The organism is Geotalea uraniireducens, assembly GCF_027943965.1.
In the GTDB taxonomy this organism is placed as follows: Bacteria; Desulfobacterota; Desulfuromonadia; order Geobacterales; family Geobacteraceae; genus Geobacter; species Geobacter uraniireducens.
The window spans coordinates 1,326,891-1,338,464 of the sequence record NZ_AP027151.1 but is presented as its reverse complement, the minus strand read 5'-3'; the positions used below and the strand labels follow the sequence as shown (position 1 = coordinate 1,338,464).

Here is an 11,574-nt window from a genome sequence, read left to right as displayed (position 1 = left end):
GTGGCGTTATGGTTTGAACGTGGCGGCATAACGGCGCAAGGCTTTCATGCCGTCAAGCTTCAGCTTTTCAATGATCCGGCTGTAATAGGTCTCCACCGTGCGCACGCTGATGCCACAGAGGGCGGCGATATCGCCGGTTGCGGCGCCGTTGCCGAGGCCTTGCAGTACCTGTTTTTCCCGTTCGCTCAGTACGGCGGCATGTTCCGTTTCAGCCCCTGCCAGCACGCGGCTGGCAAGACTCTGGGCAGAGCAGGGACTGACATAACGCCTGCCATCCAGAACAGCGGCAACGGCATCCAGCAACACCTCCGTAGACTCGCGCTTGGCAACGTATCCCAGTGCCCCGGCCATGAAGGCGCGCTCGATACTAGCCGGATCTTCGTGCATGGAGTAGACCAGCGTCGCCACACCCCGGTGCCGGATCTCCGGGATCAGGTTCAAGCCGCTCTCCTGGCCAAGGGATATGTCCAGTAATGCCAGGTCGGGCGTCTGCTTTGCCAGAAAAGCGTGAACCGTAGCGCAACTATCCGCCTCGCCGCAGATCCGGTAACCCTCTTCCTCCAGCACCAGGGCCACCCCCTGCCTGACAGCAGGGTGATCGTCTACCAGCATAATCCCGGCGCAGGTTCTTTTGTCACTCGTCATGTCACTACTCCTTTATCACGTCGCACGCTGCCCGGCAGACAACGGCGGTACCGCCCCCTGCGACATCGAGAATCCGCAGGTCACCATCGATGATCCGTGCCCGGTGATGCATGATCCCGGTACCAAGGCCACCCGGAGAATCTGCGGCAATGCCTCGCCCGATCCCGTTATCCCGCACTTCCAACACCACACCCCTGCCGCAACAATCGAAGTCAACCTGAATCAAGCCGGCCTGGGCATGCTTGAGAGCATTGGTAATCGCCTCCTGGGCAATCCTGTGCAGCTGGATGATATGCCTGCTGGTACAGTTTTCACAGCGCTGTTTCCGGCTGAACTCGATCGGTATGCCACTCGACTCCGACAACCGGCGCGCCAGTTCCTGCAGCGAGGGGATTGCACCGACCGGATCAAGCTCAACCGGCCAGAGTCCGCGTGACAGACTATAGGCGTGATTCACCGCATCATCCAGCAGCGTCGCTATCCGGGTCAGTTCGGGCTGGGCCCCATCCACTGCCAGCTGTTTGCGCTTGAGCACCGAAAACCTGAGTCGCGCCGCTGTCAACTGTTGACACAAGCCGTCGTGCAGGTCATGGCTGATGCGTCTGCGCTCATCCTCACTGATATGGACGATTTCATGCTCAAGCCTGCTTCGTTCGAACATCTCCTCTTCCCGTTCCCGCCGCATGATACTGATACGGTCGGCCAGGGCGAAGGAGGTAAGCAGCACCTCAAGAATCGAGCCGATCTGCAAGCCAAAGTTGGTCAGCAGGCTCGTGGCAAGCAGATTATTTGCGCCAAAGACAAAAGAGCCTATACCCAGCATACGGAAGCTGCGGGCGGCCACAAAATAGCGGGCCGGATGATACCTCCTGCGGAAACAGATCACCCCGGCAGTCAGGCCGAAGATGGATGCGCCGCCCGTAACAACAGCTATGGCGCGTTTCCAGAAATCCGGAGGAACGACAAAAAATGCGGGTATGGACAGAAAAGCCACCCAGAGCAATATCTTGAAAATGCGGTCTATGAAGGGGGCATTGCGAGCGGTATCCAGAAAGTTGCGGCTGAATAAGAGGCCGGCAAAAAGCCCGAACGCAACATTCAAAGGAGCGTAGGTGTTGATCAACGGAGTATCGCCGCTGATGAATTCGATCAGAAAACCATTTGAGAAGAAGACGAACAGGGCAAAACAAAAGATATCGATGATATAGAACAGATAGTTCTTGTCGCGCAGGGATAGAAAAACAAACAGGTTGTAGACGAACATCACCATCATGGCCCCGAAATAGCAGCCATGCACCATATTCCTGCGGCTGTCCATGCGGGCAAAGGCCTCGGGAGTCCAAAGCGTTAACGGCAGTAATGTCCGCCCCCTGGCGTCAATCCGTAAATAGAAGGTTTGGCCGGAGCCATCGATAAAAACGGGAAAGACGGGATTGCGGTGCTGAAACTTCCGGATGCTCATCGGCCGCATGGCGCCAGCCTGCATGCGTTCGAAGCCGCTACCTGTGGCCGGGGCGTAAAAATCGAGGTAATTCGCGAGCGGGAAATTCAGCTCCAGCAGCCACCGTTTTTCCGCGACCGCCTCGTTGTCGATGGTGAACCTGACCCAGTAGACAGCTGAGGTATAGCCGAAGTGCGGGACAGGCCGGGGATCAGGTTTGAACAGCGCGGCCGCAGCGGGAGCGCTTACCTCCTTGATCGTCAATTGTCCGGCTTTGTCTTCCAGAATGTCGATATGACCGGCCAGCGGGGCTGAAGCGGTAGTGGCATGGAGAACGAGCGGCGGTGAGGCCCCTGCGGCTGTAAAGGGGGCGCAGAAAAGGAGAGACAACAGGAAAAGACCCGGCACAAACGCCAGCCATGAATTATGTGCCTTTTCCGTCAACATGGCCGTCATGGTAATTAAATGCTGCCGTCAAAGCAAGCGCCCATTAAGCATTACACGTTTGACGGCGCAAATTTACAGCCTGGGTTATCAGAAAGAGTGGGTCAAATTTCAATTTCCGGGGAGGGCAATTTCCCATCGGAGTTACTCAAATGGAAAGGAACGTCCCCCGAAGGGTGCCCCAACGGGATGAATTTCTTCAGGCTTCATTGTTTGTCCTTTCTGGTGTCCAACGCCATAAGCCTGACCGGCAGGGTTTTGGGCCGGTCTTGGCGCTGGTTGACCATTTGATTTACTCTTTTATGTGAAAGGAGGCGTGGTGCCTACTCTGTGTCAATTTTTATTTAAAAATAATGTAGCCGATCAAAATTGCGATTACTAACCAAGTGATAATGTGATGTACAAGATTATTTATTGAGGCTTTAGCTGCCAAGTTACTTATGTTGTTAATATCAGATGATAGTTTGTCTAACTGGTTTTTGAGAAGTTCGGTTTTGTTGTTGATATTAGCTATAGAACCTTGATGTTCGTTTAATGTTGCATCATGTATTTTATCTATATCATCTTTGAGCATCATCATTTTGTTTAAGCTGTCAATTTTATGTGATAGCACAGTATCAATTGAATCGTGCTTTAATAATTCTGAGCTTATTTCTGACAATACTTGATCTTGCTTAGAATCTATAATGCTCTTAGCTTCAATAGCATTTTCTAATTCGCTTATCTTCTTATCTTGTTCTTCGTCATCCAATTCATGTTTCTCAAATTGCGTATTTATTTGAGCTATTTTATAAGATTGTTCTTCATCGATTTTGTCCTTATCGATCAGTTGTTTCATTATTTCACACACGGCATTTTCATGTTTATCAATTTTATTTTTTAATGTTAAAGCGGCATTATATGACTGGGTGATAAATTCCTTCGCCATATTTGTATATTTATTTTCAGTATCACCTGCTGATGCAGTATACATATGCAGATGTTCCTGAATTTTGCCTAGTACTACTGTATTGTGCATATGAAGCATAATGATAGACTGAATAATATTTAGGAATAATGATATAGTGTCATTCTGCTTAATCATAGCATCAGCTAAATCTTTTGTATTATTAGAAAAGAATCTCTTAAAAACACCACGATCTTTAATTTCAGATAAATCACCTTTGCAATTATCAATGTCTTTGGTTAATTGCATAATCATATCAGCAATAGTTTTGGGGTTGTTTGCTACCTCTTTATCAAGTGTAATTGTCATCAGCGCATTAGTCATTGTTGGTCTCCCACGATTAAATTTCGTTGAATTTTTGTAAAATTATATCTATTTCGCTGAAATTGCTGTTATTTGTCAATGTCTTATCTGTAATTAGCTTTGTGTATTCCTCTGATTGTTTTATAAAAAACTTATTGAAGTCTGCTGTATAGCATATCGCATCATCTAGCATAACGAGTGTTTGTAATGTCATATATTTATTGCGAATCACTCCAAGGTCAACTTTTACCATAGTGTTGTGAGTTAACTTTATCTCGTCGTTAACTACTTTGAAGGATAGTATAACTATCTTTAGGATTTGCGGTATATTCAAAAAAAATGGGTTCTTTGTTACAAATACTTTGCCTAAGTTGAATGCCATGGCTACTGAATGAGAAAGTAGCAGCATTTTATTTCGTTTCTGATCTATTAACTCTTTTGAGACATCGCTTTTCTTAGAACTAAAATATATCCATATTCTGTTGATAATTTCTACTATTGTTACGCTTAATACTTGTCCACTTAGCTGTCGTAAATTTACTTCATGTTTATTGGTTAATTCGTCTATAATTTCTGGCATTTCATCATTATTCAGGTTTGCGATTATTGTTGAACCAGGAATAGGTAGTGACCTGGCAGACCAAAAGTCCTTATATAAATGCAACAAAAGAATTAGTGCTGCCTTCCACATTTCATCTGGTGATGTAAATCCTTGTAGAGATTGTTCTAGAGATATTTCACCTCCTGTACCGTTTATTCCAATTGGTCCTGTGCCTTTCAAAATCAACTGAAGACCCTTATTGAATCTAAAGAGATCATGCCCATACGAATATAGCCGATGATCGCCAACTGGTGCTCCTGGTATATGTGCATCAATTGGATTATTTTTTAAGTCAAATTGTTTAAGCTTTTCTCCCAAGCCGAAATAAGCATCCTTGGTTATTTTGGGCTCTGCAGATTTTCCTAGTAAACTACCGTCATTAGCTGAACTTGAATAGCCGTCTGCAGGCTTACCCAAAAATATATCCACTAATCCACCAAGTATGCCCGCAAAAAAAACGGTTATATAGTCTCCTTTTGTCCAATCTAAAGAGTTAGTAACTAAGCCACTCATTTCCTTGTTAATCGCATTTATTTCATTTTCAATATCAATATCTATAAGCTCTTCACATCTATACTTATTTTCAGGAGGTAGCATCATGATTATCCTTTCGTTTTTTTCGCTTGTCATTTTATGGTGTCAGCTGAAATTGGCAGCTTCAGTGCCAATATTGCTAAGAAAGTGTTAAGTTGAGCCATTGTTGAGATTGAATGCTGTCTTTTGCCATAGTGGCAACCTTCTTTACTATTGTCGCCATGACATTACTACATGACTGCGACAGAATAAGTCATTTACCAAGCCAACTGAGGACTCCCCAAGGGGACGTTGGGGCCCCCCCAAGGGGACGTTGGTACATTCTGCCAACTTACAGGGGACCCCCCAAGGGGACGTTGGTACATTCTGCCAACTTACATGCATTAAGTAGCTGATTTTTCGTTGACGGATGAATTTGGCTGTTCGACGTGTCGTCTTGCCGCAGCCACCACACCGTTGCGCGACATTCCAAGATATCGCGCGATCTCGGTAACAGAATGCCCCTCCTCCAAAGCCAGGAAACTTGTCATTGAGCGCGCTCTCACCACTGCCTCCCGCCGTCCTCCTGCTGATAGTGCGCGAACCGGAACTGAATGAACGGCGGCAGCATTCTCAGCAATGACGGCAACAGGAATTCGGTCTTGGACTTGGCTCTCTACTGCATGCTGCACACGAATCCCTTCAACAAAGCCTGTATCTCCAAGTACTCGCGAATCGGCTGGACCCACCGAGCCATCCCGGCCTATGACACGCCCAATCAACTCGGGTCGAGCCCCCTGGCCAATCCCATCGGCAATGAAAGTTCGGTAGCCACCAACCGCTTTTGCTCGTGATGTCCCGAATAGTGCGAGAACTGAACCTACGTCTTGTCCCTTCATCTCCCCTTTCCCGATGATGACTGCATGGCCGGACCAGTGATACGTGTGAAGCGAGTCGAGGCTGGCAACGACGTGAGCTCGCAAAGGATTGAGATGAATGTACCGAACGAGCTCCAGAAGGTAGGAATCTTCCTGGCAGACGATCGACTTGTACCGATTCTGGAAGAGATGCCCGCTTCGATTGTGTCGGAGGTTGAAGACGACGGCGTAACCGGTCAGCAACCGACGCATAAACGTAGAAAGCTTTACCTCTGACGTGCGAAGCAGCAGGTGAAAGTGATTCGGAATGAGTGCCCATGCAAGACAGGATGTGCCCGTTTTTTCGAGCAGCGATGACAGCCGGTCAACGAAGGCATGTCTGTCCTCGTCATCCGTGTAGATATCGCGGCGCTCGATGCCTCTGACAATGACATGGTAAAGCACTCCAGGTATGTCAATTCGCGCTGTTCGTGGCATGGTTTTTCAGATAGTTATCCTATGTAAGTTAGCACAAGTGACCAACGTCCCCGAAGGGTTCCACAACGTCCCCGAAGGGTTCCAGTACCTCCGAATTTTTGCTGAGCTTCGTATACCGTCTCTGAGCACGCAGATAAAAGATATGCCGCTGTAAGTAATGCGTATAATTTCTTCATTTTTTTCTCGATTCAACGGTGCTGAGGGTGTGCGGACTTCACCGCACCACCCGATGGTTGGATCATATTTCACCGACCGCTGATTACTCCTTCATTTTGAGCCCACGTGTCAGCGAAAAGCTGCCTACATCATTGCCGGACATTCCGTCTGTAATGGCGATATACCCGTTAACGTCGTCGAAATACGCTTCTGCAACGTAGCCGCATAGGTTCTGTTTCCAGTCATACGGCATCATGTGAAATTTGGGCCATACCCAGACTCTCACAAGCCCATCTCCAAAATATTCAATTTTCTGAATGATATCTTCATCTCTGAATCTTTGCAGTGCTGTTACGGCCTGCGACTTTTCCTCTGGGCTGATATTTAGCCTTTCCCTTGCCTTGCGGGCTTTTTCTTCCGCCTTTTTCGCTTTCTCTACTTTCTTCGCATATTCCTGTTGCTCCTGCTCCCTTTGCTTCTTTTCCTCTGATTCCTGTTGCTTTATCGAATCCATCTTAGACATGGCCGCAAAAAATATCCCCAGAAATAACCCCACGACCAAAGCTATAGCGATGCGTTTCCAAAACCTGAACACGGGAAGCCTCCTGTTCGCTATAAGCCGACCGGCCCGGTTTCTCAAGGGCCGGTCGTGCTGATGGTTGGATCATTTGCTGCTTTTCGGTGGCGGAGGTGGCGGGAGCTTATTCGTCGGCGGCGTATAACTTCCTCTGATATTTCCTATCTTGGTGGTAGATGCTGGTTTTGGAGATGAGGGTTTGTCAGCCATTTCTGCCTCCTTTCTTGTACAGGTATTGACGCAAACGTTTACGGATGAAAAAGCGAGTACAAGTAAAATCCCGATAATCAGGGTAATTTGGGAGACGATGTTTAGCCTGTTGGTTCTTTTGACGTATGGGTTCTCTGGTTCTATCCAACCATCCTTGACAGCTTGGGCTGCATCTTCAGCAGAAAAATACTTCTGGTACTGTTGGTCAAGTATTCTGATTTGTTCACTTGTAGCATTTTGGCTGGAAGCGAGAGCGAGCAACTGCAGGATGATTGTACACAGTAGCAAGATCCAGCCTGGCACAAGAAGAAACAAAGTCCAAGTCTGTGGTGTTGAAACAATTTTCTCAATGAAAGTAACCGATAGCGCCAATGCTCCGGTACTGATCGCTAAGATAGCTCGATCATATCGGCCTGCTGCCTCCAGTGAAGCTCCGTCAAGCTTCTCTCGCTGCGACGAGTATTCTTTGTATAATTTATCGCTGTAATCGTCGTTCATTTCTTTCTCGATCCAACTCGTAAATCACCAGTTAGGGTGTGCTATCTACATGTATATAGAACTTTATGGATGTATATCGATCCATCTACATCTATATGGTGCGTTGCTATATACATTTATATGGAAACTGGTTTTTTGCTACTTATCAAAACCATCTATATCTATATACTTTTTCAGCGCTGTCCCAACGACATTGCCGTAACTGACTTACCAGAGTTTCTTTTCAGGATTCCAACGGCCACCGGCCGCCTTCGCCTCGGCGCGGGTGTCCATGTCCTTGGCACTTATCCGCAACGCTACGAGTAACACCCCTCCGCCGGCTGACCTACTTCCCTCAACTTTTCCCATTCCTTTCAAGCCCGCCATCCGTGGCAACAGCTTGACCGGATCGCTTGCCGGCGTGGGGCAGACCATCACCGAAGCGGCACGACCGTCGGGCTGGCCGTTCCTCGACAATCAACTCGACAGTTTTCAACCGCACCCCGCGTTTCGCGTCACAGCGGTAACGGACACAGAGAAGCGCATCGCCGTACTGCTCCACCAGGCGCTGCGTCCCTTTCTGCCCAGGCTTCAGGTGGCAATATGATTTCATATCCTTGAGCATGGCCCCTCCGTGGGCTACAGCCTCCGCCGACACCCCCACCCTACCACATAAGCCCACACTCACAAAGCCCAATCCACCCCGCAACTCCCCGGAATTCCGCAAAGTTCCTACATATAGTAACCTCACGAAAAATAATTTAGTCCGGGCAGCGGCAGCCGCCCTGCCCCTGCTTCAGAAGTAGGCACTACGGAGAAAAACGCAGGCAAAAAAAAGAGGCCCTGAAGGCCTCTGGTGGGAAGATGCGAGAAGTGCGGCGGGGCGCGCTTACCCCTTGCTATTGAGCTTGGTCATCCGGAGCGAGTAGGAACCGTCCTTGCCGGTGCCGTCCTGGCGGGCGATGATCACCCCGAGGCCGTCCTGGCGAATCCAGCGGCGCCCCTTCTTGTTCTGGTCCTCGAAGTCGATCACCCGGCAGCGGACCTTGCCCTCGCCGACGGCGACATCTTCGGTCCTGACCCAGCGGTAGTGGCGGGTGACGATGGAGAGCGTCTCGAAATCGAGTATCCGTTCTGTCATCTCGTCCCCCTCGTGCTTCAGGAGCAGTTCGGGACACTCCATGGTGGTGTGGTCGTAGAGCTTCCGGTCGAAGACCAGGCTCCGCTTGACGCCGTCGGCGGTGACGTCGAGATGGAAACCGTCTTTCTCCGCCCGGCCGGTGACGTCGGTGCAGCTGCCGTTACGTTGGCTGCTCCGCCGGTAGGAGACCGTGGCGTCGTTGTCGACCACCGCCTCTTCCTTTGTCTCGGCGTCGAGAGAATAGAAGAGCAGGCTGGCGTGGATATGGGTGACTGAGGAGTATTTCAGCGCCTGGTGGCCGTCGAAGGGGACCAGGGAAAAATTCGTCTGCAGGGTACCGACCCGGAAACCGTGGGAGACGATCTCGTAGCGCGATGCCCGCGAATCGACGGGCGCCAGGGACTGGCCGGCCTTCGGCCAGAGGGAGAGGGTCAGCAGGAGGAGGAGCAGCGGGCGGGCGACCCGGAAGCGGGCCGCCCGCCGCCGGAGCTTACTGCCGCTGGGCGGCGGCGCTGACGGATTGGGGGACAAACTCTTTGCCACAGGTGAAACAGACAAAACTTTGCCGACCTTTCACGGTTTTTCCCAGCCGATGAATGACTTCGGCGTGGCAGGCGGGGCAGATCATCGCGTTCTTCCTTTCCAGTATAAGGTAAAAATGTTTCCCGATGGAAACAAAATATCCGTCGGTCATCATCGCTCGGCGACGTTACCAACGGATATCTGTAATGCTACAGAATTGTAAAAATATTGGCAAGTACGAAATGGCCGTCTACATCTTCGGAAAGAAAATGAACAGCGACAGCGCCAGGAGCGCCAGCACCCACATCCCCGGCAAGACCTGGCGGCCGCGGCCGGCGATGGTCTTCAGCAGCGGATAGGTCAGAAGCCCGGTGGACATGCCGACGCCGATATTGTAGGTGAAGATCATCAGCACGATGGTCAGGAAGGCCGGCACCACCTCGGTGAAATCCTCGAAGTCGATCCGCTTGATTGGCTCGATCATGAACGAGCCGATGACGATCAGGGCGATCCCGTAGGCGTGGGGGGGGACGATGGTGAAGAGTGGGGCGAAAAAGAGCGCCAGGAGGAAGAGCAGCGCCACCACCAGGGCGGTGAAGCCGGTCCGCCCCCCCTCTTCGATGCCGGCGGCCGATTCGATGTAGGCGCCGGTGGTGGTGGTGCCGATGAGCGGCGCCACGGTGGTGGCGAGGGCGTCGGCGAGCATCGGTTTCTCGATCTCCGGCAGATTTCCCTCGTCGTTGAGCAGGTCGGCCCGCATCGACAGGCCGATCAGGGTGCCGACGGTGTCGAGGAAGGCCATGATGAAGATGGTCAGCACCACCGGAAAGAAGCGGATGTCGAGGGCGTTGCCGATGGCGAGCTGGCCGACGATCGGCGTCGGGTCGGGAGGCATGCTGACGAAGGAGTGGGGCATCGGCGTGACGCCGCAGGCGATGGAGAGGACGGTGGTGGCGATGATGCCGATGACGATCGGCCCGGGGACCTTGCGGATCATCAGCACCACGGTCAGGAGGTAGCCGAAGAACGCCAGCAGCACCGACGGCTGGGTGATGTTCCCCATCTTCACCGGGGCGCCGGCGACGCCGAGGGTGACGATGCCGGTCTCGTTGAGGCCGATGAAGGTGAGGAAGAGGCCGATGCCGACGGCGAAGGCGCACTTGAGCGACATCGGGATCGAGTCGGCCAGCCAGCTCCGCACCTTGAAGACGGTCAGGACGGTGAAGAGCACCCCGGCGACGAACACCGCCCCGAGGGCGGTCTGCCAGCTGTAGCCGAGCACCTTGACCACCGTGAAGGCGATGAAGGCGTTCTCGCTCATGTAGGGGGCGATGGCGAAGGGGCGGTTGGCGTAAAAGGCCATCACCACCGTACCGAAGACCGCGGCGATGATCGTGGAGGTGGTGGACGGGCCGCGGGGGATGCCGGCCGCTTCCAGGATCGCCGGGTTGACGATGATGATGTAGGCCATGGTCAGGAAGGTGGTGATCCCGGCGACGGTCTCCCGCCGGAACGTGGTTTCGTAGCGGTCGAAGCGGAAAAATGCGGCAAGGGCATTCATGGTTGGGTCCTGTCTGCGGAGAAATACGCCGAGGCGGTCGGCAGTGGATGAAGGGCCGGGGCTCAGTGTCCCTTCAGGGCGTAGATTCCCCGGGCGTTTCGCCAGTACCCCTGGTAATCCATCCCGTAGCCGAACAGGTAGCGGTCCTCCACCTCCAGGCCGACGAAATCGCAGACCAGCTCGGGACGGGCCTTGCGGTCGTGCAGCTTGTTCACCAGCACCGCCGTCAGCACCTCCCGCGCCCCGTGCTCGCGGCAGTAGTCGATGATCGCTGCCAGGGTCGCCCCTTCGTCGAGGATATCGTCGACGATCAGCACCGTCCGGTCGCGCATGTCCCGGGCCGGCTTGACCTTCCAGTCGAGGACCGTCCCGTAGAGCCGGTGACCGTAGCGGGTGGCATGGAGGTATTCGGCCTCCAGGGGAAAGGCGAGCTGCGGCAGCAGTTTGCCGGTGACGATCAGCCCGCCGTTCATCACGCAGTAGACCAGCGGATTGGCGCCGGCCAGCCGGGCGTTGATGGCTACGGCCATCCGCTCGATGGCCGCTTCCACCTCGGCTTCGCCGAACAGTAGGTCGGCCTCGGCCAGGGCGTTTTTCACTTCATCGGGAACGACGGACATGGGGATACCTCGTAACGTAATGGTAATGGTCGCAGCCTAAAACAATTTGCCCGGCAAGGCAA

12 protein-coding genes are annotated in these 11,574 nt (G+C 52.1%); all 12 read right to left on the bottom strand.

Annotation, left to right across the window (positions count from 1 at the left end; genetic code table 11):
* Positions 1-6 precede the first annotated feature (6 nt).
* The 12 genes from QMN23_RS06200 to QMN23_RS06145 all read right to left on the bottom strand — a co-directional run bounded on the left by QMN23_RS06200 (position 7) and on the right by QMN23_RS06145 (position 11,512).
* Positions 7-645: a response regulator gene (locus tag QMN23_RS06200; protein WP_282002671.1), complete on the bottom strand. Its 639-nt coding sequence runs from the start codon at positions 643-645 to the stop codon at positions 7-9.
* 4 nt (positions 646-649) lie between these two features.
* Complete coding sequence (locus QMN23_RS06195; RefSeq protein ID WP_282002669.1) at positions 650-2,542, bottom strand: sensor histidine kinase; 1,893 nt, start codon at positions 2,540-2,542, stop codon at positions 650-652.
* Positions 2,543-2,870: 328 nt separating this feature from the next.
* Positions 2,871-3,800, bottom strand: coding sequence for a hypothetical protein (locus QMN23_RS06190; protein WP_282002667.1), 930 nt, complete (start codon positions 3,798-3,800; stop codon positions 2,871-2,873).
* A gap of 16 nt (positions 3,801-3,816) precedes the next feature.
* Entirely contained in the window at positions 3,817-4,980 is a 1,164-nt protein-coding gene (locus QMN23_RS06185) for a hypothetical protein (protein WP_282002665.1), read from the bottom strand.
* A 317-nt stretch (positions 4,981-5,297) separates the two neighbouring features.
* On the bottom strand, positions 5,298-6,248 hold the full coding sequence (locus tag QMN23_RS06180; RefSeq protein WP_282002663.1) for a transposase: 951 nt from the start codon (positions 6,246-6,248) through the stop codon (positions 5,298-5,300).
* Between the two features lie 259 nt (positions 6,249-6,507).
* Complete coding sequence (locus QMN23_RS06175; RefSeq protein WP_282002661.1) at positions 6,508-6,999, bottom strand: hypothetical protein; 492 nt, start codon at positions 6,997-6,999, stop codon at positions 6,508-6,510.
* A gap of 69 nt (positions 7,000-7,068) precedes the next feature.
* Positions 7,069-7,689 (bottom strand): hypothetical protein, encoded by a 621-nt coding sequence (locus tag QMN23_RS06170; RefSeq protein WP_282002659.1) that lies wholly within the window; start codon positions 7,687-7,689, stop codon positions 7,069-7,071.
* Between the two features lie 334 nt (positions 7,690-8,023).
* On the bottom strand, positions 8,024-8,293 hold the full coding sequence (locus QMN23_RS06165) for a hypothetical protein (RefSeq protein WP_282002658.1): 270 nt from the start codon (positions 8,291-8,293) through the stop codon (positions 8,024-8,026).
* A 264-nt stretch (positions 8,294-8,557) separates the two neighbouring features.
* On the bottom strand, positions 8,558-9,340 hold the full coding sequence (locus QMN23_RS06160; protein WP_282002656.1) for a hypothetical protein: 783 nt from the start codon (positions 9,338-9,340) through the stop codon (positions 8,558-8,560).
* On the bottom strand, positions 9,300-9,437 hold the full coding sequence (locus QMN23_RS19690; protein WP_432613098.1) for an IS1/IS1595 family N-terminal zinc-binding domain-containing protein: 138 nt from the start codon (positions 9,435-9,437) through the stop codon (positions 9,300-9,302). Before QMN23_RS19690 ends, QMN23_RS06160 begins: the two co-directional genes overlap by 41 nt.
* Before the next feature lie 144 nt (positions 9,438-9,581).
* Positions 9,582-10,892: an NCS2 family permease gene (locus QMN23_RS06150; RefSeq protein WP_282002634.1), complete on the bottom strand. Its 1,311-nt coding sequence runs from the start codon at positions 10,890-10,892 to the stop codon at positions 9,582-9,584.
* Between the two features lie 62 nt (positions 10,893-10,954).
* Entirely contained in the window at positions 10,955-11,512 is a 558-nt protein-coding gene (locus QMN23_RS06145; RefSeq protein ID WP_282002632.1) for a hypoxanthine-guanine phosphoribosyltransferase, read from the bottom strand.
* Between the last annotated feature and the right edge of the window lie 62 nt (positions 11,513-11,574).

Bases quoted from the DNA above. Each gene is read 5' to 3' on its own strand.
- QMN23_RS06200 (WP_282002671.1), bottom strand. From the start codon at position 645: ATGACGAGTGACAAAAGAACCTGCGCCGGGATTATGCTGGTAGACGAT.
- QMN23_RS06195 (WP_282002669.1), bottom strand. From the start codon at position 2,542: ATGACGGCCATGTTGACGGAAAAGGCACATAATTCATGGCTGGCGTTT.
- QMN23_RS06190 (WP_282002667.1), bottom strand. From the start codon at position 3,800: ATGACTAATGCGCTGATGACAATTACACTTGATAAAGAGGTAGCAAAC.
- QMN23_RS06185 (WP_282002665.1), bottom strand. From the start codon at position 4,980: ATGATGCTACCTCCTGAAAATAAGTATAGATGTGAAGAGCTTATAGAT.
- QMN23_RS06180 (WP_282002663.1), bottom strand. From the start codon at position 6,248: ATGCCACGAACAGCGCGAATTGACATACCTGGAGTGCTTTACCATGTC.
- QMN23_RS06170 (WP_282002659.1), bottom strand. From the start codon at position 7,689: ATGAACGACGATTACAGCGATAAATTATACAAAGAATACTCGTCGCAG.
- QMN23_RS06165 (WP_282002658.1), bottom strand. From the start codon at position 8,293: ATGCTCAAGGATATGAAATCATATTGCCACCTGAAGCCTGGGCAGAAA.
- QMN23_RS19690 (WP_432613098.1), bottom strand. From the start codon at position 9,437: ATGATCTGCCCCGCCTGCCACGCCGAAGTCATTCATCGGCTGGGAAAA.
- QMN23_RS06150 (WP_282002634.1), bottom strand. From the start codon at position 10,892: ATGAATGCCCTTGCCGCATTTTTCCGCTTCGACCGCTACGAAACCACG.
- QMN23_RS06145 (WP_282002632.1), bottom strand. From the start codon at position 11,512: ATGTCCGTCGTTCCCGATGAAGTGAAAAACGCCCTGGCCGAGGCCGAC.